Source organism: Mesorhizobium sp. LSHC420B00, from assembly GCF_000503055.1.
Lineage (GTDB): Bacteria > Pseudomonadota > Alphaproteobacteria > Rhizobiales > Rhizobiaceae > Mesorhizobium.
Window position 1 is genome coordinate 650,546 of the sequence record NZ_AYVY01000001.1, and the last position, 24,992, is coordinate 675,537.

The 24,992-nt window shown below is 60.1% G+C and carries 22 protein-coding genes and 3 pseudogenes; 11 read left to right on the forward strand and 14 right to left on the reverse strand.

What is annotated here, in order from left to right:
• Nucleotide 1: 1 nt before the first annotated feature.
• The 5 genes from X760_RS43805 to X760_RS43825 are packed head-to-tail and all read right to left on the reverse strand — an operon-like array spanning nt 2 to nt 5,689.
• Nucleotides 2-976, reverse strand: coding sequence for an ABC transporter permease (locus tag X760_RS43805; protein ID WP_023717074.1), 975 nt, complete (start codon nt 974-976; stop codon nt 2-4).
• A 35-nt stretch (nt 977-1,011) separates the two neighbouring features.
• On the reverse strand, nt 1,012-2,073 hold the full coding sequence (locus tag X760_RS43810) for a substrate-binding domain-containing protein (protein ID WP_031193416.1): 1,062 nt from the start codon (nt 2,071-2,073) through the stop codon (nt 1,012-1,014).
• A gap of 59 nt (nt 2,074-2,132) precedes the next feature.
• Nucleotides 2,133-3,194, reverse strand: a complete 1,062-nt coding sequence (locus tag X760_RS43815) for a substrate-binding domain-containing protein (RefSeq protein ID WP_023717076.1) — start codon at nt 3,192-3,194, stop codon at nt 2,133-2,135.
• 33 nt (nt 3,195-3,227) lie between these two features.
• Complete coding sequence (locus X760_RS43820; RefSeq protein ID WP_023717077.1) at nt 3,228-4,487, reverse strand: M20 family metallopeptidase; 1,260 nt, start codon at nt 4,485-4,487, stop codon at nt 3,228-3,230.
• Nucleotides 4,484-5,689 (reverse strand): ROK family transcriptional regulator, encoded by a 1,206-nt coding sequence (locus X760_RS43825; protein WP_245278510.1) that lies wholly within the window; start codon nt 5,687-5,689, stop codon nt 4,484-4,486. The genes X760_RS43820 and X760_RS43825 overlap by 4 nt, the downstream gene beginning before the upstream one ends.
• 91 nt (nt 5,690-5,780) lie before the next feature.
• Here X760_RS43825 and X760_RS73615 point away from each other — a divergent pair, with 91 nt between their 5' ends.
• From X760_RS73615 to X760_RS76135, 4 genes are all read left to right on the forward strand, one after another.
• On the forward strand, nt 5,781-6,077 hold the full coding sequence (locus X760_RS73615; RefSeq protein WP_023717079.1) for a hypothetical protein: 297 nt from the start codon (nt 5,781-5,783) through the stop codon (nt 6,075-6,077).
• A complete protein-coding gene (locus X760_RS43830; RefSeq protein ID WP_198030449.1) occupies nt 6,064-6,645 on the forward strand; it encodes a hypothetical protein in 582 nt (193 codons plus the stop codon). The genes X760_RS73615 and X760_RS43830 overlap by 14 nt, the downstream gene beginning before the upstream one ends.
• 157 nt (nt 6,646-6,802) lie before the next feature.
• Complete coding sequence (locus X760_RS43835; protein ID WP_023717081.1) at nt 6,803-8,644, forward strand: HipA domain-containing protein; 1,842 nt, start codon at nt 6,803-6,805, stop codon at nt 8,642-8,644.
• A 458-nt stretch (nt 8,645-9,102) separates the two neighbouring features.
• Entirely contained in the window at nt 9,103-9,417 is a 315-nt protein-coding gene (locus X760_RS76135; protein WP_023717084.1) for a hypothetical protein, read from the forward strand.
• 152 nt (nt 9,418-9,569) lie between these two features.
• Here X760_RS76135 and X760_RS43845 read toward each other — a convergent pair whose 3' ends face one another.
• Nucleotides 9,570-9,857, reverse strand: coding sequence for a hypothetical protein (locus tag X760_RS43845; protein WP_023717085.1), 288 nt, complete (start codon nt 9,855-9,857; stop codon nt 9,570-9,572).
• Between the two features lie 829 nt (nt 9,858-10,686).
• Between X760_RS43845 and X760_RS43850 the strand changes: the two genes are divergently transcribed.
• Both X760_RS43850 and X760_RS43855 read left to right on the forward strand, forming a co-directional pair.
• On the forward strand, nt 10,687-11,511 hold the full coding sequence (locus tag X760_RS43850; RefSeq protein ID WP_023717086.1) for a 5'-3' exonuclease H3TH domain-containing protein: 825 nt from the start codon (nt 10,687-10,689) through the stop codon (nt 11,509-11,511).
• A gap of 346 nt (nt 11,512-11,857) precedes the next feature.
• The gene (locus tag X760_RS43855; RefSeq protein ID WP_023717087.1) at nt 11,858-12,214 is read left to right on the forward strand and encodes a hypothetical protein; all 357 of its coding nucleotides are present in this window, start codon (nt 11,858-11,860) and stop codon (nt 12,212-12,214) included.
• Nucleotides 12,215-12,303: 89 nt separating this feature from the next.
• Here the strand turns inward: X760_RS43855 and X760_RS0136965 are convergent, their stop codons facing one another.
• The 3 genes from X760_RS0136965 to X760_RS43860 all read right to left on the reverse strand — a co-directional run bounded on the left by X760_RS0136965 (nt 12,304) and on the right by X760_RS43860 (nt 16,276).
• A complete protein-coding gene (locus X760_RS0136965; protein WP_245278502.1) occupies nt 12,304-12,993 on the reverse strand; it encodes a PTS sugar transporter subunit IIA in 690 nt (229 codons plus the stop codon).
• Between the two features lie 164 nt (nt 12,994-13,157).
• Nucleotides 13,158-13,637 carry a DUF982 domain-containing protein gene (locus tag X760_RS73620; RefSeq protein ID WP_051409573.1) on the reverse strand — a complete coding sequence of 160 codons (480 nt, stop codon included), beginning with the start codon at nt 13,635-13,637 and terminating at the stop codon, nt 13,158-13,160.
• A 1,712-nt stretch (nt 13,638-15,349) separates the two neighbouring features.
• Nucleotides 15,350-16,276 carry an NAD(P)/FAD-dependent oxidoreductase gene (locus X760_RS43860; protein WP_023717091.1) on the reverse strand — a complete coding sequence of 309 codons (927 nt, stop codon included), beginning with the start codon at nt 16,274-16,276 and terminating at the stop codon, nt 15,350-15,352.
• Nucleotides 16,277-17,060: 784 nt separating this feature from the next.
• Here X760_RS43860 and X760_RS43865 point away from each other — a divergent pair.
• The 4 genes and pseudogenes from X760_RS43865 (at nt 17,061) to X760_RS43870 (ending at nt 19,318) form a co-directional block, all read left to right on the forward strand.
• Nucleotides 17,061-17,585 (forward strand): ferritin-like domain-containing protein, encoded by a 525-nt coding sequence (locus tag X760_RS43865; RefSeq protein ID WP_023717092.1) that lies wholly within the window; start codon nt 17,061-17,063, stop codon nt 17,583-17,585.
• A gap of 187 nt (nt 17,586-17,772) precedes the next feature.
• Nucleotides 17,773-17,886 (forward strand): annotated as a pseudogene (locus X760_RS77765) (septum site-determining protein MinD); the annotation flags it as partial.
• Nucleotides 17,883-18,155, forward strand: coding sequence for a cell division topological specificity factor MinE (locus tag X760_RS74295; protein WP_023717093.1), 273 nt, complete (start codon nt 17,883-17,885; stop codon nt 18,153-18,155). The pseudogene X760_RS77765 and the gene X760_RS74295, both read left to right, overlap by 4 nt.
• Nucleotides 18,152-19,318, forward strand: coding sequence for a beta-glucosidase (locus X760_RS43870; protein ID WP_023717094.1), 1,167 nt, complete (start codon nt 18,152-18,154; stop codon nt 19,316-19,318). Before X760_RS74295 ends, X760_RS43870 begins: the two co-directional genes overlap by 4 nt.
• Before the next feature lie 49 nt (nt 19,319-19,367).
• On the opposite strand, the gene X760_RS77770 is transcribed toward X760_RS43870, so the two are convergent.
• The 3 genes from X760_RS77770 to X760_RS43885 all read right to left on the reverse strand — a co-directional run bounded on the left by X760_RS77770 (nt 19,368) and on the right by X760_RS43885 (nt 21,809).
• The gene (locus X760_RS77770) at nt 19,368-19,457 is read right to left on the reverse strand and encodes a hypothetical protein (RefSeq protein WP_023717095.1); all 90 of its coding nucleotides are present in this window, start codon (nt 19,455-19,457) and stop codon (nt 19,368-19,370) included.
• A gap of 259 nt (nt 19,458-19,716) precedes the next feature.
• The gene (gene glf / locus X760_RS43880) at nt 19,717-20,859 is read right to left on the reverse strand and encodes a UDP-galactopyranose mutase (protein WP_023717096.1); all 1,143 of its coding nucleotides are present in this window, start codon (nt 20,857-20,859) and stop codon (nt 19,717-19,719) included.
• A gap of 2 nt (nt 20,860-20,861) precedes the next feature.
• Complete coding sequence (locus X760_RS43885) at nt 20,862-21,809, reverse strand: glycosyltransferase (protein ID WP_245278503.1); 948 nt, start codon at nt 21,807-21,809, stop codon at nt 20,862-20,864.
• A gap of 645 nt (nt 21,810-22,454) precedes the next feature.
• Here X760_RS43885 and X760_RS43890 point away from each other — a divergent pair.
• Entirely contained in the window at nt 22,455-23,378 is a 924-nt protein-coding gene (locus X760_RS43890; RefSeq protein WP_023717098.1) for a hypothetical protein, read from the forward strand.
• Nucleotides 23,379-23,807: 429 nt separating this feature from the next.
• Here X760_RS43890 and X760_RS77775 read toward each other — a convergent pair.
• Nucleotides 23,808-24,348 (reverse strand): annotated as a pseudogene (locus X760_RS77775) (hypothetical protein); the annotation flags it as partial.
• Between the two features lie 3 nt (nt 24,349-24,351).
• A pseudogene (locus tag X760_RS0136990) lies at nt 24,352-24,986 on the reverse strand (helix-turn-helix domain-containing protein); the annotation flags it as partial.
• Nucleotides 24,987-24,992: the final 6 nt, after the last annotated feature.

The following is a 24,992-nucleotide window of genomic DNA, read 5'->3' on the forward strand; positions in this document are numbered from 1 at the left end:
TTCAACGCGACTTTTCGCGCAGCGATACGGCGACCGCCGCAAGAATGATCAATCCGCGCACGATCATCTGATCGGAGACGGACAGGCCCATCAGGATGAGGCCGTTGTTCAGCATGCCCATCATCAGCGAGCCGACCAGCGCGCCGACAATCGATCCCTTGCCGCCGTTGAGCAGGGTTCCGCCGACAATGACGGCCGCTATCACCGTCATAAGGTCGGTTTCGCCGAGCGTATATTTCGCGGCCTGCAGCCGGCCGGCATAGAGCAGCCCGGCAAGGCCGGCGAGCCCGCCGCTTATGGTCAGAACGGCCAGCCTTATCTGCGCCACGCTGATGCCGGAAACACTGGCGGCACGGCTGTTGTCGCCGGTGGCCAGCACATGGGCGCCGAAGCGCGTCTCGCGAAAGACGAGATGCGCGATCGCAACGACAATGACCGTCCACCAGATCAAGGACGGAACACCCAGCAAAGAACCCGAGCCGAAGAAGCCGGTGAAGGCGTCGTTGGTGACCGGGATCGACCGCAAATCGGTCATCGAGCGAGATACGCCGGCAAACAGCCCGAGCGTCGCCAGCGTTACCAGGAATGAAGGCAACTTGACGTAAGCCACGAGGGCGCCGTTGAGCAGGCCGATCAGCAGGCCGGCGCCGAGGCCAGCCAGCACCCCGGCCACCAAGCCGCAGGCGTTTATCGCCACCGCGGCAGCAAGAGCTGCCACGGCAACGATCGAACCTATCGAAAGATCAATCTCGCCCGCCGACATGACAAAGACAAGGCCGATCGCCATGATCGTCACGGGTGCCGTCTGCAGCACGATGTTCGACAGGTTGCGAACCGTCAGAAAACCGCTGTCCTTCAGTACGATCGCGAAGAACAGAAAGATCGCCAGAAATCCGAGATAGACGACATATTGCTGCAGGTTGAAGCGGCTGACCAAGCTCGCTGCCCGGCCGGGGCTGGTGTTGATACTCGACATTCTCACTTCCTCCGGCGGGGCGCCATTGTCTGCCGCTACTTCATGGCGGCCGCGATGGTCGCGGGCACGTCCTTGTTGAGGGACCGCTTCCACCCGTCCTTGACAGTGTCCTTGGTGACGGCGAGGGAATCGACCACCATGAACGGCGCGGCCTTCTTGCCGATCAACGAGGCGGCCGTGGCGCGTGCCAGCGTCACGCCGATGTCATAGGCTTCGTCTGCGATGAGTGCCGCAACGTTGCCGCCTTTCACCATGTCCAGTGCCGCCGGTTCGTTCAGGTCGAGCGTGACGATCTTGGTGTGGCTGTTGCCGGCCGCCCGCAATGTGGACAGCACGCTAAGCGCCGGCTCAGCCCAGGTGACGTAGATACCATCGAGGTCTGGGTGCTGTGTGATCATCGCCTGCGCGATTTCCTCGCTGCGCGCGGGGTCGGCCATTCCGGCCTCGGCTACGATCTTCATGTCCGGATAGTCCTGCTCGATTGTGTGCTTGAATGCTCCATCGCGCTGGTTGGTGACGTAGAAATCGGCATCGTGAAAGATGTAGCCGACCTTGCCCTGCTTGCCGAGCGCGTCGGCCATTGCGATCCCGGCCTTATTGCCCATCTGGAAAAGGTCGTCCGAAACGATGGTCACATAGTCCTTGTCGTGAACGTAGCCTGCTGGCGAATTGTCGACGAATCCCAATTTCACGCCGGCCTGGCGCGCAGGATCATAGACGGTGGCCGCACTTGCGGGATCGACCGGTAGGGACAGTATAATCGAGGGCTTTTTGGCGAGTACTGTCTCGACGTCGGATTTCTGCCGGGCTGCATCAAAGCCGGCGTCGGTCTGAGCGACCACCGTGATGCCGAGCCGCTTCAACTCGTCCTGGGCGCCGCTGTTCACCGCGTTGGTGTATTCGCTCATCTCATGCCAGACCAGCGCGGCGGTGTATTTGCCGTCCTTGATCTGCTGCTCCTCAGCTGGTGTGAGCACGACGCTCTTTGCCGGCGTCGGCTTTTCCCCGTTCGGTCCCGTGGTGGTGCCGTCGGCTGCGAAGGCGTTGGCGGCGACGAGCGCTACCAGTGCCGACAACATTCCAATTGCTGTGCGCATGTCAGTTCCCCTTGTTTTTATGGTGTCGGCGGCCCTCATTGGCCGCCGGCATTCGCCTGTCACTTGGCCGCGTCGAGCACCGATTGCGGTGCGTCGCGGTTCAACGAATCCTTCCAGCCCTGCGCAACGTTCTGCTTGGTCACGGTAAGCGCCGGGGCAACGACGAAGGCCGGCGTCTCCTGGCCGAGCAGCGCCTTGACGCCGACAGCGGCCATGGCGCGACCGAGCTCATACGCCTTGTCGGCCACCAGTGCGGTCACATTGCCGCCCTTGACCATATCGAGCGCCACCGGTTCGGCGAGGTCGAGCGTGACGATCTTGGTCTTGGTGTTTCCGCTTGCCCGCAAGGCCGACAGCACGCCGTCGGCCGGTTCGGCCCAGGTGACGTAGATGCCGTCAAGATCGGGATGCTGCACGAGCATGGCGCTGGCCAGCTCTTCTGCCCGCGCCGGATCGGAGATCCCCTGCTCGGCGACGATCTTGATACCGGGATAATCCTTCTCGATCGTTGTCTTGAAAGCCTGGTCGCGCTGGTTCGTCACATAGTAACTGGCGTCGTGGAAGATGTAGCCGACCTTGCCTTTGCCATCGAGCGCCTTGGCCAGTGCATCGGCCGCCTGCTTGCCCATCTGGAACAGGTCGTCAGTGACGATGGCGGCATAGTCGGTTCCGTGCTTGTAGCCTTTCGGCAGATTCGAAAGGAATACCAGCTTGGTGCCGTCGGTGAGCGCCTGACGGAAAGCCTCGGCCGAAGTGACCGGATCGAGGGGCAGCGACAGGATGACGTTTGGCTTGGCTGCGAGCGCGGTTTCGATGTCGCTGCGCTGGCGCGCCGCGTCAAAGCCGGCGTCGGTGGTCACGACGATCTGAATGCCAGCACGGGCAAATTCATCCTTGGCGCCGGCGCTGACCGCATTGGTGAAGTCGGACGAGGTGTGCCACAGCAGCGCGGCCTTGTAGCCCTTCTCCTTCACTGCGGCCAGATCTGTGTCCGACAGAGTAACCTCGGCGCTGGGCGTCGCCGTCTCGCCGCTCGGTCCCACTGTCTGTGCGCCGGCTCCGCCGGCCAACAGCATCAGACTGCCTGCAAGTGCTGTAGCAACAAGTCTGTCTATCAGCATGGTAGTTCTCCCATTTTCGCTCTCAGTTGTCCTTTATTCCGTAACGCCGCAATACTCCGCCATGAACCGGGCGAAGCCTACGATGCCCGCCAGATATTCCTCGACATCGACGTGTTCGTCGAAGGTGTGGCAGTTGCGAATGTCGCCTGGCGCGCAGTACACGGCGGGGATGCCGAGCCGGTTGGTGAAAAATGATGACTCTGACCAGAATGGCGCGCCTTCGATGGCGCCGCGACCAGCCATCGATCGGGCCATGGCGGCAGCAAGGGCGCCGACCTCCGGCCTGTCAGGTGCAATCTCGGCGGCGTTACCCCCGAGCGGATGATCGCGGCCTGCCGGATAGGCGAACGCCAACATGATTTCAGGATCGGTGATGGCGCCGCGCACCACTGCCTCGATTTCGGCGGCGGCCTCGTCCAGTGACTCGCCGGGCAACAGCTTGCGGATCAGCGACAACGTGCAGCGTTCGGGCACCGCGATGTAGCCTCCGCCCGCAAGCCCGGTGATCAGCAGGAAGCCACGCCCAATCAGCGGGTGCTCGGCTCTGGTTGCAACATCTTCCGAATGCTTCCACAGCGCGCTCATGACGGCGTGGCTTGCACGCAAGGCATCCTTGCCGAGTTCGGGTACGCCGAAATAGGCCGATCGTCCGGTGACGGTGATGTCGGTAATGAAGAAGCCGATTTGGGCCGGATAAACCGAAAGGCGGGTAGGCTCCACATATACGATGAAATCGGGCGCCACGACTTCGCCTCTCTCAATGCGGCCGACGAAGTCCTTGATGCCGGCGGAGACGCCGATTCCAGGCTGGCCGCTCTCCTCGTCCCCGACGAAGGCAAAGGCAACGTCGCCGGCCAGTTCGATGTCGGCCGTGTCGAGCAGAGAGAGTGCCGACAGCGCGGAGCAGATGCCGGCCTTGAGGTCGCCGGCGCCGCGGCCCCAGATCTGCCCGTCGATCATTGGCGCGGCAAACGGATCCTGCCTGGCGGTGCCAGCCCAGTGCTCGCGCCAGCCCTCGACATGAACCGTATCGGTGTGGCCGATGAAGAGCAGCCGCTTGCCGGCGCCGGCACCTTTGCGCTCACCCCAGACATTGGGCCGGCCGGGCGCGAATTCCGCACGCCGAATTTCGCTCAAGCCAAGCATGCGCATGCGGTGTTCAAGGAAGGCGACAAAGTTTTCTTCGTGACCGGTTATGCTTTCGCGGCCGATTGCCCCCTGCAGAAGCTCCACCGCTGCGTCGCAATCGAGGGCGGCGCGCAAGCGGGCGGTGATGTCCTTTGAAGCGGTCATAGCGTGGCCTCGCGCAGCACGGCCGAACTGGCTGGGGGAAGCGAAATGCGTCCGTCGGGCGCGTCGACGCCGAACAGTTTGTTGTGCAACTGGCCGAGCCCGATGGCGGCGGCGCCGATGAGCGCTGCCCGCGACCCGAGTTCGCTGGCCTCAACGGCGATAGGATAGGGGAAGCAGCGCGGCAGCAGGTCCCTAACGCGCAACAGGATTTCCGGCCGCAGCCCGATCGAGCCGCCCAGGACGACCTTTTGCGGATTGGCAATTGCCGCTATGGCCACAATGCCTTGCGCCAGGTAGCGCGCGGTTTCGTCGAGCACCGTCGCGGCATGCCTGTCTCCGGCCAATGCACTGTGGAAAATCGTCGGCACGTTGACGATGTTGCCCGTCAGCGCCGCGTAGCGTTCAACCATGGCGTTGGTTGCGACCACGCGCTCGAAAGCGCCGGCGCGCAACGATGTCGGCGCGAAAGGATCGGCGCCAATCGGCAAAAAGCCCATCTCGCCGGCTGCATTGCTGGCGCCCCGCACCAGATTGCCTCCAACCATGAGGCCGCTGCCGATACCGGTACCCAGCGCTATGAAGGCGAGATTGTCGATACCGCGGCCGCACCCCTGCCAGTTCTCGCCGAGCACCGCCAGATTGACATCGTTCTCGATCACCACATGAAACCCGAATGCGTGCTCGAAAGCGCGAACGACATTCATTGTGCCAAAGCCGGCAATATTCGGGGCAAGCAGGACGCGGCCGGTCTTCTTGTCGGGTGCACCGGGAACACCAATCACCGCCAGCCTTATCTTTGTGCGCGAGATGCGGTGCCTCTGGGCCGCCTGAAGCGCTAGATCCACGATCTGGTCGACGACGAACTGTCCGCCCCGAGGATCGGTCGGCGCCGTTTCCTCCGCGAATATCTGGCAGGCAAGATCGGTGAGGGCGACCCGGACTTTGGCGCCGCCGAGGTCGACCGCCGCGATGTAGGCCGCGTTAAATACGAGTTCGTAAGTGACAGCCGTGCGTCCGACATGTCCGCTCGTGCGCCCCGTTTCCTGCACCCAGCCTTCCTGCTCGAGTGTCCTGACGATCTCGGAGATTGTCTGCTTAGACAAGCCGGTCTGCTTTGCGATTGAAGCGCGCGAGATCGGCCCACCTTGCACGATCGCCTCCATGACGGAGCGCTGCGAGAACTGACGAGAAATGCGTGGCACGTCGTTCAACAGCAGCTCCGATTAATTCGTTCTGTCACCGAACTTAATAATCATTTTGGACGGCAGTCAACTGGCCGCTCAAAAGAGGGGTTTGTACACCGGGGAAAAACAGCAGCGCTGGCGGTCTAACGTCCCGGTGAAAAGCAGGAAGCCCTTCGAAGGCGACTACCAGGTGTTATCGATTTGCGGCGTTGGTGGCGATGACCAAGCTGCGTCGCCGCACCCGATCGTCGACCGCTCGCTTGCCAAGCTCAGGAAGGTGAAGTCGTCCGATATCGGCATCGTCGTCGCCGACGGGCTCATCAAATGCGAGATTGCACCGCAATCCATCGATCGCCTGGCGGTTATGCGAGGTTCTCCTTGGTTCGATGGGCATGTCACTGCCTGACTTCATCGGGGATGCCGAGGCGAAAGTCGCCGCCAAACTCATCGCCGCCGCTGCCGATGACGGCGCTAAGGCGGTCCTGGGAGATGTCGACGCTCACAAGAACGCCTGGGCCGCCAAGAGCAACGAGGAGCGCACCACGCTCAGCCAGTCGGCGGCCGGTTGGGCAATCCGCCAGGCCGGCCATCGGGTGAACTGTCCATCGTGCGCTTCCCAAGCGTTGGTCGTGGGTGAGCCCGTCACTGCGCCGACACAGAAACTCGAGGACGGCGAGATCACCGAGACGCAGGAATATCTGCCCAATCGTTTCGAGTGCATCGCCTGCGGCTTGAAGATCAACGGCTTTTCGCGCCTCGCTGCGGCTGGCCTGGAGAGCGCTACAAGAAGACCTAAGTCTATGACGCAGCGGAATATTATGCGCCGCAGGACAACTATGAAGGCTATGAGGATGACAACAACGAACGTTGATCCTGCGGAAAAGGGCGCAGGGCAGGGGCATGACCCGTACTGGACTGGTCGCTTCCGCTCGGCGCGAGCCCTCATTCGACGGGGCTCCATTGCTCGACCGTAATACCAGTGCATTCGGCAAAAGCAGATCGAGAATGCGGCCGAGCAGACTGGCGACGCCCGTAGACAGGCATGACTTTCTCGCATTTCAGATTCGAGAAAGTCCTTGACTCTTGACGCCTATTAGCGGACTTTTGCGCATCTGAAATGCGAGAAAGTCCGTGTCCATACTGCTGGTTGGAGAGACAATAGACAAGAGACGTGCGCATGCGCTAGCGGTGGTAGGGGAACTCGTCCCGCTCGTCCGCGGTGTTTATGCACGATCAGGCGACGACGTTGAGCAAGCAGTTTTAGGCCACGCCGTACGCATCGCGCGCTACCTCTATCCTACTGCCTATCTATCATCGGCCTCTGCCCAACTTCTTGCTCCCACACCTGACGGCCGCCTGTTCGTTAGCGGTCGGCGTAATCAACGAACCCGGCTACGGACGCTCGAAATAATCCAAAACGAGGCGCCTCCCCATCCTTCGACTGCCTCTGCGGTGGTAGGGGACGATCTTGGCGAGCTGCGAGTTGACGTTTCCTCGCCGCGCCAACGCTTCCTGGAAGCATTCCGCTTGCGGAGCGAGCATGCTAGCGCCATCACCGAACTGATGCGGGCCGACATGGCGGCAAGACTCATAGAAGAACACGGTTCGCCACAGGTGGCCGCTGACGCGGTCTGGGCGTTGGCCCGCGAGAACGGATGGTACCGCGAAGGGGAGGGCGCTGAGCGTTATCTGATTGCGCGCCCGGCGGCGGCCAAGGGCCCCGTTAACAAGGCGGCCCTGGATTTCCTTGTGGCATGGCATGGGGATCCTCTCGGTCGTCTAATCCACGATGGATTCGAGTGGCGCTGGAAGCCTGTGAGGCGCAGCGGCCCGCCACTCGTTCGACAGACTGCACCAGGCAAGCTGCCGGCTTTCATCGAGTCGCTCCTCCCAGAAGGATGGCTCGCGCAAGTGCTCCGTCAGCGGGATGAACGCGAAGCGCTGCGAAGCGGCAAGCGCTACATGTCAAATATCGCGGTCGTCGAGAGCCAAGCCGAGCTTAACGTCCTGCCGCGAGACGAACTCGGCACCAAACTTGTCGCGTTCACCGACGATGGGCGCTTCACTGGTCGATACGTCGGCCCGTCGCGAGGCGAGATCCAGGAGACGTTCGAGCACAACTTGGCTCAGCTGTTTGCGCGCGCGGAAATGCCGAGATTATCGGGTGTCCAGATTAAGGCGCCGATGAATTTGGCATCGGACGGCGCGCTGCTACCCGCGATCGATCTGCCATTCACTCACATCCTTAAGCCGGCCGGAACCGCGGGCTTCGAAATGCTGCCGGTCGTCGAATGGCTTTGTCTTGAACTTGGTCGCGCAGCGGGCTTCGAGGTTCCGGCCGCCGCGCTCATCGACATGCCGGATGGGATGTCACCTGCATTGGTCGTCGAGCGATTCGACGTGCGACGCGGGCCCGATGATCGACGCTTCCTAGCGCTCGAGGACTTCTGTTCGGTTCTCGATCTGCCGACCTCAGCCAAATACGACGGCCCAATCGAACGCATGGCGCGCGGTTTGCGGCCGCTTTCGACCGACCCTGCCGCCGATATCGAGACCTTGTTCCGCCGGGCGTTTTTCGCGTGGCTGATCGCCGACGGGGACATGCATCTCAAGAACCTGGCGCTCCTCAAGATTGCAGGCCCTGGCTCCAAGCGGTTCGAGACCGTCCGGTTCGCATCCCTTTACGACGCCGTGACGACCCGCGTCTTTCCGGGGCTTGGTGGCGATCGTATGGCGCTGAAGCTCAACGGTAAGGACGACCGGCTTACACGGCAGGACTTCCTAACTCTCGCGCGCACGATCGAGTTGCCGGTCACTCGCGCGGAAGAAGCGATAGGTTCGATCGCCGCTGCCCTGCGCGAAGCAGCGCGCATGCTCGCTCTGCCGTCCTTTGCCGAACGGGCTGATCCCGCTCAAACAGCGGCGGAGCGAGTGAAGGCGATCGTGCGCGACCGCGCTGAGGCGTTTTCATGAGCACCCATGGGATCAAGATCTATGTCGGCGTCACCGATCTAGATTGGTTCGAATTTCTGTCGCGCCGCCAGGACGTTGACGAGGTGAACTTCTGGCAGCCCGGGGGGGCGGTCGCAGTTCCGAGCGCTCCAACCGGGCGAACTGTTTCTCTTCAAGCTTCATAGCCCCAACAACTTCATCGTCGGCGGCGGGCTGTTCGGGCAGGCGTTCACACATCGCCGTATGTGGACGGCTCTCCCTCTTTGTTCAGACGAACTGATATACCAGCCATGCTCTGCCCTTCAGCAACAAACATGTTGAAGATGCCCCTCACAAGCCTGATTTCGTTTGGCGGGCCAGGGACAAGGAGAACACGTTCGCCAGCGAGCCCTTTCTGTTCTCCAGAGCCGAGAACGTAACGGGGCTCCCCATCCTTATCCAGCAACATTCGCCGGACGCCGTAGGGCACGGGTCCCCCTTTGGCTGAATCCGAGACGAGCCTGCTGCAGCTGCGCTCTGGAGACCTTTGGGGACAGCTCGCGGCTGTACTCGCTTGCCATCACCCGTTTCATATTTTTGAGGATTGCAGAGACCATGCTGCCATCGTTATCGAACTGCTCGCCGCAATATTCCACCGCCACGCCCCGCTTCGCGCCTCGAAGCTGACCTCCGTGATTTCGTGTCCAAATGTCGCGTTTCAGGCCGTACTCGGACACCTGAAGAACGCCTTCACGAGATTAGCGAAGCATCGTCACGATGGAGACGGCGAAATCGACGGGGAAGATGAAAGCTGAGCAGTCAGCGACGCCGGCAGAGGCGGCTTCGGCCGTCCCTTCCTGACGTTTGATGGCAATGGATGACGTCAGGGTGCTGCACCACGGCGGCGACGAGCCCGACACCATACCGCAGGCGATCGACGCGACGGCGCCAAGGGCCGTACCTGACTCTATGTTCCCTTCACGATTCTCGGTTTAGTCGGTCGGCGGGGTTGAGCCGCGCCCTCGATGGCCAAAGCCAGCCGCTTCTCGTCTTCGATGGCGCGATCGACTGCCTCAATTTCCTCTTGAAGCACCTTCATCTCGGCTCCGTAGCTGGAGCCGTCGCCGTCCCCGATCTGAAAGCCACTTGCCCGCATTGCGTCGCGAGTATGGTGCACGTTACGGACTCCTTCGCGTCGAGTCGCGACCAGGATTTCCCTGAACTCACCAAGACGTTCAACGTGACTGCGAGCCATTGCGTCCTCCTATTTCATCGTCATCGTCGCCGACGGCGATTCAGAACGGCTAAAACTTACTGCGCAGAAGGTTTAAGTGACTGTAAGAGATACTCTCGACAAAGCATGAGTGCGGAAGCTCAAATTTGAAATTTGAACGTCTTGCAATAGCGTGAAGCGCGGCAGGCGGAAATTGGCTTGGGACCCGACCGACCACAGACCAGGTGCTAGAGGCTGCGCCTTGTGCCCACCTCCGAAGCTGCGCAATTTACCGACATCGGGTTTTGTGTCGAAGTGCGTCAACGAGGTGAGTCCTAACAACTGCAAAATGTTTGAAGGTTTCAAGAGGCGGGGTGCGCCTCGCCGGCCGTCACAGGAATGAGAACCCCAAAACCGGGGGCATGCATTCCATATCATCGTCATGACGGAACTGCCGCCGCAGATCGGAGCGTCTGAACGTCGTCATTTCCATTCTGTCGTCAGGAGCAGTGTGTTCGGGCCAACCCACCCGTCCGGGCTTCCCCCACATCGCAAGCTGGTCGCAATATCGGCCCAGGCTGCCTCCTGCGCGGCCGGCGCTAGTCGCGACAGCATCGCCAAGTCGTTTTTCGCTGCGTTTGGAAGAAGGGATACTCTCGCGAACCAAATGGCCGCCTGGCGCAAAAGCGAGGCGGCGGGGCGAGAAATATCGCCTGCCCTTGAAGGTAAGCTGTTGCTAAGTGCCGGTGAGAGGCATGGCTTGCGGTGGGCGTACGGGCACGGCCGAGCGCACCTACTTGAAGGTTTGGAGAAGGCCAACTGTCGGTCTAGCTTTGCAGACGGGGCCGGATGCTGTTTCTCGAGGATTGCGATGATCGTACATTTAGTAGACGGCACATACGAACTGTTTCGCCACTTCTACGGCCAACGCCGGTTCAACAACGGCCAAGACAAGCCGTTTGGCGCCGTCGTCGGCGTGCTGAACACAGTGCTGGAGATGAGCGAGAATGGCGCCACACACATTGGGGTGGCTACCGATCATGTAGTAGAATCGTTCAGAAATCAGCTCTGGCCGGGCTACAAGACCGGGGATGGCATCGAGCCGGCATTGCTCGCGCAGTTTCACCCCCTCGAGAAAGCCTTGGCGGCGATGGGAGTGGCGGTCTGGCCGATGATCGAGCTGGAAGCCGACGACGCGCTGGCCTCCGCGGCGCACAGCGCGGCTGCCGATGGGCGCGTGCAGAAGGTGTGCATCTGGACGCCGGACAAGGATCTCGCGCAGTGTGTGCGCGGTGACCATGTGGTCCAGGTAGACCGCAGGACCCAGAAAATTCGCGATTCCGCGGGTGTACGCGAGAAGTTCGGAGTTGAGCCGGCCCTCATTCCAGATTTCCTCGCGCTCGTCGGTGATGCCGCCGATGGCTATCCGGGTCTCGAAGGCATCGGCCTGGTCTCGGCCGCCCGGCTGCTTGGCCGCTACGGCCCTCTTGAAAGCTTTCCGCCTGAAGCCCTCGGCAAGCGTAGAGAGCTCGCGCTTTTATTCAAAAATCTCGCGACGCTTCGCACGGACGCTCGGCTGTTCGATGACGTCGAAGAGCTGCGCTGGCGCGGCCCGACCAAAGCGTTCGAGACGTGCGTGATCCAGCTAACTGACACCCGGCTCCTCGCACGTGCTCTCAACGCTCGCCGAAACTGACTTCGGGAGGCGAGATCTGGAAGCGGCCTTTAAAAGGCCAGCGTCGATTCCCGATCGCACAGGGGCACTGTGCACGCGGGAACAGTCTGGAATAAGACACAGGCAAATGTGCCGGCTGGGGGCAGGCGCTCACACAGCATCTGAGTTGTGGGTGGCGTTCAATGGCATACTAGCGTCCACCTGGGACCTTCAGGAGACTGAAGCTGCCAGCCATTGCAGGAGGAGCAGCCGCGGGATCGGAAACGTTTTGTCAGCAGAAAATAGGGTCATGTTGCAAAGCATCTCTCCGAACGCTGCGCCGGTGCTATGGTGTGCCCGCACTCATCAGACGGCAAGGATATGAGGCATGCCCGCAGTCACCCGCCGTACACTTCTTGCGTTCACCGCCGTTGCGTCTGTCATTGAACCGACGTTTGCTGAAGGCGAAGGTATCTCGCGCGAACTGCAGGCGCTGATCGCAAGGCATGAAACCGCCTATGCCGCGCTCCACAGGGTTGTTCATCGAGCGGGCAGCAACTGGCACGACCGCAAGACGGCAGACCGAATTGAAGAGCAAGCCTTGCTGGCCATCTGTTCCTATCCTGCGACCAGCCGAGGCGACCGCCGGGTCAAGGCCGAGTACCTGTTGACTGTTGAGGCACGAGGCGAACTCGACTTGAAAGAGCACATGCAGGCCATCCTACGCTCAACGATGCGGGGCTGATCGATCGCAGTACCCGCGGGGACCAGACCGCGCGTTGCCGGAGCGCGGCGCGGCCTCGGAGTAATGACGACGCAGACATTCTGTTTGGGTTACCGCGCAGAAAAGGAACCCGGAGATGCGTCAATCCCCCGCGAAGACCGCCTCATCGGCTGGTAGCGAGCCCCGTAGTTGACTGCGGTATGCGTCGCGCCTCTGGATTCTAAGGCATTGCTGAACTGCTTAGGTATCACAGCGCCAGGCCCGACGCGGCAAGTATGCAAATTTGGTGAAATTCTCGGAAGCGGCTCAGTTTCGAGAATCGCCAAGGCCTCATCGGATGACTGTGCCTGTCGGAGTCGCTCCCGAACTTGAGATGTCCGAAGCACCCGGCATATTTGCGAAAGGGCAGGGAGGAAGGCGGAAGTAGCAGAGCGCGGCCAGAGTACAGTGTAAATGAGATCGACTGGGTCGTCGTCGGGGCCGTCGAAATCGATAGGCTGGGCCAAGCGTGTCAAAGACGCGACAGGCGAAGAGATCATACCCAGTAGAGCGTGAGGGATCGCGACACCACGACCGATGCCCGTCGAGCCGAAATCCTCGCGGTCGAAGAGACTACGGAGAACCACCTGCTCGTCAAGCTCGGCTCTTCGCGCAATCCTGATCGCGATTTTTGTCAAGGCTGATTGCTTTCCTTTAGTCGCAAGGTCAAGCGAAATGTCTTCTTCTGACAAGATGGGGCAGACCGTCAGAGTAACCTCAATGTGGATCCCAAACGCGATCGCAAATGGGGTGCAGCGCACTGCTTGGCCAGCGCAGAATTCACCGTCGGATAAGTGGCTGTCCCGGACGCTTCTCGCGTCCGGGCTAATAGCCCGTTTTGAGGCGTTTCGGCTCTCGCGGGAGAAGGCAGTATTTCGGGCTTCAGGTGGGGTGGCTCTTCAGTGTTAGCGAGGCCGGCATGACCTCACATCAGGTCTTCAACCATCCGCGCACATTTCCCCAGACCTGTGCTGGTCCCTCTTGTTCTAAGGAGTCCCTGTTCAGCCGCGGCCGCCTTGAAGGCTTCGAACGCAGCTTGCTGGCTGCAATGCCCGGCGAGCGATTCCTCGACCATTCGGATCGCCTTGAGCCGCCCCGGCTTTCCCATTCTAGGCCATGGCTGCTGAAGCACCTTCATTGCGTCGGCTATGGACGCGACCACCGTCAGGTTGCGATTGAGGCAAATTGTAATTGGACTGAAGGCCCGCATTCTTGTCGCTCCCCACGATTGAACGCGGCTAAACGCGAAGACAAGGGCAGTGGTTGCATGAATGTGGATCACGGCGAATTCAAAGAACCGCTGGCCGATGCGATTGAGGCTGAGCAGGCTCTCCTTGGGCCCGGCTCTTTGCCTCGCCGGACCATCCTTCTCGTCGAACAACAGGACCCGACCGGCAAAAAGCATCTGCGCACCGTCCGACGCCGCGAACCATTTTTCGAGTTCGTCACGCCGCTTGCCCGACAGCTTCTCAAGTACACCGCGACGAATTCGGCGACTGTGAGGGAGGAGATGAAAAGGTTATGGTCGTTTCGTTCGGCTGTCCTTTAGAGCAGGGGCTCCGAGTCGGTTTGTATCGAGCAGATGTCGCATCAGATCTTGACCTGGAGGTCGGCTCCGGCAGCCGGGATCGGCGCAGCGCGGCAACGATGCCATGTTCCTTCGGCGGCTCACCGACGATGGTCTGGCTGACGGCCCCGCGAAGGCGCGAAGCATCGGGGCCTTCTTCTGCCAGTCGGGCGAGCCAACTTTCTTTGGCTGGGAGGGCGGCGCACTGCTTCGGCTCCGAACTGTTGACACATGCACCAAGCTGACAGACCGGAAGCGGCGGCGTGCCCTGACGTCATGGAGACTAGCCCCGCTCCCGAAGCCCGCAGATTGTGATCTCGTTGGCTATGCAGAGCATCCAGCCGTCGTTTCCGAGCGGGCGTTCGTGTTTGGGAAGTGCATCTCGCACGCGCTCGCTAGACGACCACCGGCGGCTATAAATACCTCTCGGCGGTGGGCCGTACTGAGCCGGCGGCGGAGTTTCAGCTTTCGGCCCAACAGCGCTCTGCCGGCCTTGATGCACTCACCAGCCTCCAGCTCGCGTGTTGGTGGCCGGAAAATCGCCACTACAACCGCCATCGACTCAAAGTCGAAAGCTACACGCCTGAGGCGCTGTCATTGGCTGAGATCCGGAATAGTCGGTCAGGCTGATAGTCTTGATTGTTGCCGCCGTGCGCCGGAGCAGGGCAGCACGCTCCGCCATCGTTCATTGACGGGCTTCGTTGGCCGGGTGTAGCAGCTCGGATACGAACAGGTCTACGACCGGAATTCCAGTTCCCCCAACTCCTCCTACGTTACATTAGCAGTTGCGGAACCTTCTGCGCATTCGTCGGTTGGAATCTCGTACTCCACCGACCCCTAGCAATTGTGTTCCGCTGTTGGGTCACTTAGCCCGCCGGTTCCGGCCGGCGGGCTTTTTGTTGTCGTGGTGGAACACCCGTTTGCGACGATGGATCGGTTAACTAGGCGGGGAGCGCGGCTGAGAAAAGAGACAAGTGAGAGAGAACCGAACATCGATGCTGTACGAGCACTGATCGAGGTTGAGCGCGCAGCACGAGATGCAAAGACCGCTCGGATCGGGGAGTGCGCTTGGAGGCTGCAAGGGGGCACCCCTGTGCAACCGACACCGAAGAGGAGCCGGAACGGCAAGCACGCGTGGTCGAACCGAAGCGCTGCGTGCGCTACACGACGCAGATCGATAGGTAACGGATGGTCATTTTCGTCCTGGCGAAATCGCCGCTCGAGTTCCGCGCGGCAAGTCGATCTCGTCCGTCATCATCTCCAACATGACGAGGTCGTCAATGTTGGAATGGCCGCCTTGCCGCCACACCCCTTCGGCCAGTGACTGCAGAAAAGCCATGACGCCGGCGAACGGCTAGCCAGCTCGGCCTTGTCGGGTCGAATTCCTGCTTGGGGAACGGTCTGCCGGAATTGTTCGCGCGAGGCAGCAGGATCGGAAAGAGACACATATGGCAGCAGCCCAATGGTTTGTGATTGTCGGTATCTTAACGTCAGCGCCGGGCACGCCGTTCGCGTAGGACTGTCCCTACGCGGTGTTTTCAGCCTTTCAATCAGTGCTCCCCTTCGCCATTCGCAAGATAGTTATGCATGTCACTTGCCGCGACCGCTGCGTGCCCGAACGCGACGGCAAGCTGGTTGATCTCGTCGACGACATCTCCAGCTGCATAGAGTCCCGGCACGGCGGTGCGCTGGTGCGAATCCACGACAAGATTGCCGGCTCGGTCACATTCTGCACCAAGGTCGGTCGCTAGCCTCGAGCGGATGATCGACCCCATCGCAGGGTAGATGGTGTCAAACGAGAGCGTCCTGCCGTCGACGAGTTCGACAACTGCCCGACGGCCCTCAGCTGAAATTGCGTCTCGGGCGCATGCGCCGAACTCGATTCCAGCCCTTTTTAGCCTAAGAACGTCATCCGGGCTGGGCTGGGCTGCATCAGCAATCAGCAAAGTTACGTCTCGAGTGAAGGTCCGCATGAACAGCGCCTTTTTCATTGCGTGTTCGGCCGGTCCGATGACGGCCACCCGTTTGTCAATGACCTCATAGCCGTCGCAGACAGGGCACAATCGCAAGGCTCCGGCTTTAATCATGTCGGCGGTGCCCGGAACGTCGGGGAGGCTGTCGACGACACCAGTGGCAATAAGCAGTGAGCGGGCATGAATGGGAGATGAAGCCTGCGCTAAAAATCCATTCTCCGCGATGCGAATGCCCACGACCGTATCGCACACCCAATCTGCGCCGTGCCGGGTGGCCTGCAGTTTGAGGCGGTGAAGCAGGTCAGGGCCGGTGATTCCGCGCGGGAAGCCCGGGCAGTTGCGCGTCAAGGGAATCCAGTTTGCCCGGCTTTGACCTGCATCGACGACAACTACCCGACGCCGAAAACGTCCAAGGTAGGTCGCGGCCACGAGGCCTGCTGGCCCGCCGCCCACAACCAGGGAGTCAAACATCCGATCGCGGCGCGCTTTGTCTCTGTCGACCATTCAGAAATCCTGACACTGCAAAACCGCACCGTGAGTGCACCGTGGACCACGTTGAAAGGAAACGCCGAACCGCCAATTTGGTTACCAAGTATTGGTTGCTGGGGCATAGCTGCATGCTTCCCACGTTGCGTTCGACCCGGCGCTCAGGAGTATGCTGGCACGAGCCTGGCTCGCGCAATGGCAACGCCATGGTGAAATGCAGGCCCTCGGGATTGTCCCTCGGGGTTGTAGTGTAATTCGATCTTTGCATTGCAATGCACGGCAACTACCTTTCCCAGCAATGTCGTTCCAAAGCCTCGCCGCTTCAGGGGCTCCACGGCGGGGCCGTTTCGCTCCTGCCGGTCGAGGTAAACAACCTGCTCAGCCGCGGAACCGCGGATCCACCATCGCACCTTGAGGCGGCCTTGAGAGCGCCGCGTGAGAGTAGCAGCAAGCGATGGTGGACTTCCCGACACCTGAGAGGGCCGATCAAGAGCGAGCTTGTGCCCCGATCGAGGCGGCCGCCGATCAGAGTGTCCACGGAATTTCCGCTTAAGGCCGGCGAGCCGTGTTCGGCTTTAGGGTGCTCGGCGGCTACCAGCCGCGCAAAGACGGTAACGACGTCCGGCTGGATGACGAAGTCGTGGTAGCCGCCGCGTACTTATGCCCCACGCATCTTGATGACCTGCAAGCGACGCCGCTCGCCACCATGAGTCGGCGTCAGTGGGGCCATCGTGAAGGAACAACAAGGCACTGGCCTCGTTAGAGCCGTACATCCATCGATAGCTTTCAACAGGAGATGAGAATGGCGACGACGCGAAGATCACAGGGCAGTTCCAAGGGCTTGGAAGACCTTTTCTACGATGGTCTGAAGGACATCTACTACGTCGAACGGAAGATTCTGACCGCCTTAAAGAAAATGGCAAAGGGCGCAAAGTCCGAAGAGCTGAAGGCCGCGTTCGAAAAGCATCGAGACGAGACAGAAGGTCAAATCGAGCGCCTGCAGCAGGTTTTCGACGCGTTTGGCAAGAGGGCTCAGGGTAAGACGTGCCCAGCGATCGATGGCATGATCGAGGAGGGGCAGGAGATTTTGGAAGAATTCGGAGACGCTCCAGCATTGGACGCAGGGCTCGTGGCCGCAGCCCAGGCGGTCGAGCATTATGAAATCGCGCGCTACGGCACTCTTGTGACGTGGGCGGGCTTGCTCGGCCTACGAGACGCAGTCCCACTTCTGGAACAGACTCTCGAAGAAGAAAAAGCCACCGATGAGGCGCTCACCCAACTCGGCGAAACTGGCGTCAACGAACGGGCAATGCAGCAGGCCGCGTGAGGTCGCGCATTGCTGGGGTGGCCAATCCGAAATTTGCATCTTCGTGAGCAGCGCAATGGGCGAATTCGGATTTGGCCATTTCCTCTGTCGCTTGCCCGTCGAGCACACGTGTTTTGGCTCTAACCGCATTGTACTACTACGCGCACCAATGTGGGCGCGCCGGTTATGCAAAAACACCAACCCCGCCGCACGCGCCTGTATCGACGCAGCAAGAAGACTCGAGGGCGAGGACCTGCCGGTCATTCTGCCTTTCGAGCGGAGGGGCCTCCTCGACCGGCTGTTGGGAAGGAGGGCAGCATGAACCTGCTCGATATATTCAAGCGCCGCGGCAGCGCGTCCGTGGCGCGCGAGCGCTTGCAACTGCTGTTGGCTTACGAGCGCCGCAACCGCAACCAGCCCGATCTCGTCTCCGTGTTGCGCGAGGAAATCATGGCTGTGAACGCCAGGCAAGGCCAACACCTCGACGTGACGGCAGCCTCATCGAAATCGAAGAGGCGACCGAACCTGGCAAAGGGCGGTCGCCGAACGCAAGTACTTGCGCCATCCCTGGCCGACAGGATGCCGGTATGAACGAGGAACCGGCTCGTCGGCCCGCGGCAGATCCTTCTGGCATCGAGAGCTTTTTCATGGCTGGTTTCGAGTGTTCCTCGCATCGACGTGCCGACGGGGTGCGCCTTGATCTTATCCGTGCGACCTCACATGACACCCATGCATCCGGCGACTATCGCCACTGTGCCGAGCTTGGGCTTCGCACGATCCGCGACGGCTTGCGCTGGCACTTGATCGAAACAGCGCCGGGAGTCTTTGACTGGTCGAGCTGGATGTTGGTGATCGAAGCAGCCCAGGCGGCCGGGGTGCAGGTCATCTGGGATATCTTCCACTATGGTTCGCCAGACCACGTCGACCAAGGTGGCCCCGGCTTTGTCGAGGCCTATGTCCGTTTCGCCGCGGAAGCTGTTCGGGTTCATCGCTTAGCCACCGGAGTGGCTCCCCTGGTGTGTCCGATCAACGAAATTTCTTTCTTTGCGTGGGCGGTGGAGGTCGGCTATTTCCCGCGCGCCGGGCAGAATAAGCGCGGATGGTTCAAACGCCACCTTGTCAGGGCAGCGATCGCCGGGATCAGAGCAATGCGGGAGGCCGAACCCAGTTGCAGGTTCATCTGGGCTGAACCGCTCATCCATATTGCTCCTCGTGACCGCAGTCGCGCCGAGCGGCGGCGCGCCGAAAATGCTCGTCAGGGCCAATTCGAGGCTTACGACATGCTGGTCGGGCGCGCTGAGCCGGAGTTGGGTGGCAGCGAGGACCTTGTCGACGTCATAGGCCTCAACTTCTATCCGCACAACCAATGGTACTTGAATGGGCCAACGATACCGATGGGACACCACGAATACCGGGCGCTTTCGGAAATGCTGGTCGAGGTCGACGAGCGCTACAAGAAGCCGATGATTATTGCCGAGACCGGCGCCGAGGGGTCGGGACGGCCGGCTTGGCTCCATTATGTTTGCGACGAAGTGCGCGATGCGATGAGCCTCGGCGCACCTATTCAGGGCATATGCCTGTACCCGGTGACGGCCTACCCCGGTTGGGACAATTCGCGCCACGCCGAAGTAGGCTTGTTCTCCACCATTCATGCGAACGGCTCGCGCACTCTTCACAAGCCGCTTGCCGACGAGTTGGAGCGCCAACGCCGATTGTTCGAGGCCTTCGACAACGAGCCAGCAGGCGCGGTATAGCCCCGCCGATAGTGCGCCGCGCTTTAACTGCATCGGCAACGCGGTAAGCCTAAATCTGTCCACCGAGAAAGATCCTGGGGTCCTTGGCCGCAGCGATGATCGCCTCGCGTGCGACTTTTGGCGACTTTTCACCGCGCATGACGGCAAGGCACGCCTCGATTGTTGCGAGTCTCGACGCTTGCAAGCCGGCTCCGGCCAATCCTTCAGCAGAACCTCGGCCGCGTCCGTTACCGAGACAACAACCCTGTCGCGATCGATCCGGCCGGTTGAACGACTATCGGCTTTGTGAAACGTCTCGTACGCACGACCCCTCCAACGGCATATTAGCTTCGGCTGATCTTTGCGCCATCTCAAATGTTAATGGTCACCGCGAATGCAGCTTAATCCCGGCGCATCGTTCACTCCGCCGCCTCGCGCTGCCTCGGCATCTGCCCGATGCCGTTTACCGGCATGCTGTTTTGAAGGCGCGCGAACGTCGCCAAAGCCTGCCCGACGACCTGATCCATATTGTAATAGCGATATGTCGCCAGACGTCCGACGAACCAGACCTGTGGGCACGCCGCTGCCAACGCTTCGTAGCTCTTGTACAACGCCTCGTTTTCGGGCCGCGGCACCGGGTAATAGGGATCTCCGATGTCCGAGGGGTATTCGTAGGTCAGGCTGGTCTTCGGACTCTTCTGTCCGGTCAGATGCTTGTACTCGGTGATGCGGGTGTAGTTTTCCGTCTGCGGATAGTTGACGACGGCGACCGGCTGAAACTCCTCGCAATCAAGCGTCGTGTGCTCAAAGCGCAGCGAACGGTAGGGCAAGCGACCAAGCTTCCAGTCGAAATACTCGTCGATCGGACCGGTATAGATCATCCGCTGGAAGGGGATCTTGTCGCGAATTTCGCGGTAGTCGGTCTGTAGCATGATCTTGATCTTGGGATTATCCAGCATGCGCTGGAACATGCGCGTATACCCGCCTGCCGGCATTTTCTGGAAAGTGTCGCCAAAGTAGCGATCATCCCGATCGGTCCGGGTTGGGACTCGCGCCGTCACCGACTTGCTCAGCTGGGAAGGGTCAACACCCCACTGCTTCCTCGTGTAGCCGCGGAAGAATTTCTCGTAGAGCTCCCTGCCCACGGTGCTCACGACGACGTCTTCGGCTGTGCGGACTTCTTCCACCGTCTCTCGCCGGGAAGCGAAGAACTCCTGCAGCTGCTCGGATGTCAGCTTAAGGCCGTAAAGGCGATTTATGGTGTCTAGGTTGATCGGTATCGGCAGCAGCTTTCCGTCGACCAGCGACAGCACGCGGTGTTCGTAAGACCGCCATTCGGTGAACTGCGACAGGTAGTCGACGATCGATTGGGCGTTGGTGTGGAATATGTGCGGCCCATAGCGGTGGATCAGGATCCCTGCCTCGTCATAACAGTCATACGCATTGCCGCCGATGTGATTTCGTCTGTCGACGATCAGGACGCTTTCTTGTCGCTGCGATGCGATGCGTTCCGCCAGCACGCTGCCGGCGAAGCCGGCGCCGACGATCAGCCAGTCGAACATGCTCACGCTCCCCTCAGCAACGGCACGACGCTCTTCATCGCGTGGGCGCGCTGGATGTGGGCCGCCATCGCATTCCAGGTCTTCTCCCAGGACATATCGGCGAGGTAGGCGTCGGCTTTCTCCACCAGGAAATCGCGAGGACGCGCCAGGATGGATCGAAGCTTGGCTTCGACATCCTCGGCGTCGACAATGTCGACAAGGCCTTCGGCGCCGTAGGTGCGCACGACGTCGACGATCGCTGTCGAAACCACCGGCAGTCCTGCCGCCAGGAATTCAGGAGTCTTTGTCGGACTGATGTAGCGTGTCGCCTCGTTGAGCTTGAAAGGCATCCAGCCGGCACTCCAATGCCGGAGGTAGCGTGGCAGGTCGGCATAGGACTTGCCGCCCAGCCAATGCAGGTTGCTTGCCGTGGGCAGCCTCGCCGGATCGATCTTGACCACAGGGCCGAGCATGACGAATTGCACGTCCGGCATTGCTGCAGCCGTCTCCGCTACCAATTCGACGTCGAGCCGCTCGTCAATGACCCCGAAATACCCCACTCTCGGGTGAGGTATGTTGGCCTGGTCGAGTGGGTCCTCACCCGGCTCTCTCGCCTGATGGAAATGTGCAACGTCGATGCTGCTTGGAAAAGCAAAGATCGAACGATGCAGGCTTCGCTTGGCCTCGTAAAGGCTCTGCCCGCCCGTGAAGACGACATCGGCACGTTGCAACAGCGCCTTTTCCAACTGCGTCAACTCTGCGGGAGCGTCTTTGAACGCGGAGAGTTCATCCATGCAGTCGTAGACGCAGACGTCACAGGCGAGATGATCGCTGAAGCGTAGCGCCATGGGCGTGTAATACCAGGTCGTCAATCGGTCATGCGGCGTGGAGGCGAGGATCTGATCGACGAACCTGCGCTGGATCGCGTTCGCCCTGGTCGCGGAAGTACCAACTGGGATCAGCGGCGTCACAATTCTGATCGTAGGTGAAACATCGTTCACCCGCGTCGAAGCGTGGCGCCTTTCGTCGAAGATCGGCTCCTCGAAATAAATTAGCTGCTGCTGTTTTGAGGCGAGCGTCAGAATCTGTTGCGGTCTTTGGAATACAAAATTCCATCGGAGGTGGGAAAAGCAAAGTAAAATTGACGACTGTACGGTGGTGTTTGGTTTTAGGGAGGTGCCCACCGCCATTTCCATATAGAAATCCTTCGTTACAATTAGAAATTGACTCGGCTAACATACGTTAATCGAGGCAGCTTCGAATGAAATTCGCAGCCATCTATATAACTTTCATCCCAGTAAGTTGTTCCATAGTTCCAAACTGTCTCGGGCGAGGCCAGCGGTCCGCTCCATTCCGGCCATGGCTCAAGAGAGAAGGTCAAGCCGAACGACCCTGCATCCGGCTGACATGATGGCCGCTCCAGAAGCTGAAGCCCCGCGCCGTGCGTGACCTCACCCAAAATGTGGCGCATTGCCACAGAACGGTTGAAATCGTTCAATCGTTCAACAACCGTTCATGGGCGGAGTTATAAATGAGGGCTGCGAATCGATTCGGCTGAGTCACGCAGACGGTCCAAATGAAAGGGGTCCGCGAAACAATCGCGGGAATGCTTGCGAATGAAGATCGACTTTGAAACCAACGTCTTTCCACTGTTTCACCCGCAGGCGGTGGATGATCTGAAGGACCCTTGTCCGGTGTTCGATGGCACGCTCTGGCACGTCTTCGGCTCCAGCGGCACCGTCACAACCGAGAGCTGGAAAATCCTCCACGCCACAGCGCCGGATCTTTATGGACCCTGGACAGAGCACGAGGCGATCGTTTTGCCGGTAACCGGATCGGGCATTGCGGCGCCCGGCGTCATTCATGAGTGCGGCGTCTTCCATATGTTCATCCAGACCGAATTCATGAAGTCCGGCGGACGTTGCGAGCACGCGGTCTCCAATGACGGCTTTCATTGGGTGGTGCTCAATCCGGCGATATTGTCGCTGCCCGACACCGATGAGGACGGCATCTACGATCCCCATCCGGCAATCGTCGACGGCAAGCGCTACATCGTCTATTCAGGCATGCCAAAATTCACCAGGGTGCCCCAGCCTGATGTCTATCTGGCGCGCAGCCAATCCGATTCCTGGTTCGGGCCATGGAAACGTCTCGGCAAAATACTCGATCATCTCGACGTGCCGCATCACAATGCGCGCGAACACCCGGATTACGAATGGGGGATCGAAGGCGCGCAGCTCGTCGAGCTCCCGGACGGTCGTGTGCTTCTTAACGCCACCTGCTTCCTCCCCGAAGGTCCGCGCGGCAGCCGGCAGCGCGTCTTCTTCGCCATCGCCGATGACGTCAAGGGTCCCTACGTTTCCGTTGGCCCCGTTCTCGACCCTGGTGAGCCCGGCGAGAATGGCCATTCGACCGTAATGATCGAAGGCCGGCAATTGACTTTGTTCTACCAGAGCAGACGCGAGACGACGAACCACCGCTGGCGATATGGCTTGGCCAAGTGCGACTTGGATCGGCACATACTTTCCAGAGTAGCCTAGAGAACGTGATCCAATCGTAGCCGCTGGGCTACCCACCTCGTCCAGGTCGCATTGCCGACGGACGCCGACAAAACCCAAGAAAGGCACAGATTAAGCTCGCTCATCACAATGGTGCTGCCAGTCGCCGTTTCGGATCAATGGTCGTCAAGCGATAACGGATGGGCTAGATGTCCCAGGCGGATGACGTAGGCAGTCGGCGAAGCCTGCGACGAGGCAGGTTGAGAGTATAAAATGGATCAAGGTAAGCTGGTCGTCAGATAATACATTTAAATTCTCTCTTCGAACTCCTCGGTGAGACCAGTCGTGCCAATCGGTTTCTCAGCGCCGGTGACAAGATAGCCGCAAGTCTGACCATTGGATGCGAGTTGGCTAGATGAAAGGAAGCAGCTGAAATTGGGTTCACTATTTTTCAAACCGGGATCGATGATATCAACCGGTTTTGATCCTGAGCAGGATGTCCTGATCGTAATTTCCAAAGCCCTTGCCGAAAATGTTAATCCCGCCAGGGCGCTTGGCGTCGTTCTTGACGCCGATACGGACGCGGATTGAATGATGGCTCTTCAGATCGAGTGCGGCGAGGCCGGTTTCGGAAATCCTNCTTGACGCCGATACGGACGCGGATTGAATGATGGCTCTTCAGATCGAGTGCGGCGAGGCCGGTTTCGGAAATCCTGAGGCCGTCGACATAGGTGCCGTCATTGGCAATTCGCCAGTTCTTGAGCTTGCCGTATTGCGAACCCTTGAGTTTCCACCAGGACGGCGTGAAGACGCCGCGTTTGTCACCGAAATCCCCCGGCGACGTCCAGGTGCCGACATCGACGCCATTGATCGTCAGCGTGATGTCCGAGGGCCAATCGGCGCTGGTGCCCGGCACTTCCGAAGACAGCTCTATCGCCATTTCGAGCTCGGTGATCTCGGCATTGGCGAGCTTGGCATTATTGGGAAACTGGTATTCGACAAAACCGCGGGTGANCCGAAATCCCCCGGCGACGTCCAGGTGCCGACATCGACGCCATTGATCGTCAGCGTGATGTCCGAGGGCCAATCGGCGCTGGTGCCCGGCACTTCCGAAGACAGCTCTATCGCCACTTCGAGCTCGGTGATCTCGGCATTGGCGAGCTTGGCATTATTGGGAAACTGGTATTCGACAAAACCGCGGGTGAACCACAACAGCCCGGCTTTCATACGATCCGGATCGAGGAAAGTGTTCGGTACATCGAGCAGACCGATGATGCCGTCCGGCGAAGAAAGGCCGCAGGGCGCGGTAACCTCGAAGCCGGTGTAAAGCCCGATCGGCATCGACACTTCGATCGCGTCGTTCTTGACCGCACGATATTCGCTCTTGAACACGACGAGCACTTCTTCGGCCGTCGGATAACAGATTTTCTGGCTGCCTTTCTTCGCTTTCAGGTGCTCGGTGCGGATCAGCCCCGCATCCTCCAGCACCTGGATGTTGGTCGAGACGGTCGACTGCGGCAGCGACAGCACGGCGGCGATTTCGTTGACATTCATCGGCCCCTTCTCATGCAGCAGTTTCAGCATCGAGATACGCGCCGAGGAGGCAAGCCCCTTGAGCACGGCAATGCCTTCCTCAGGTTCAATCACCAGAAAATT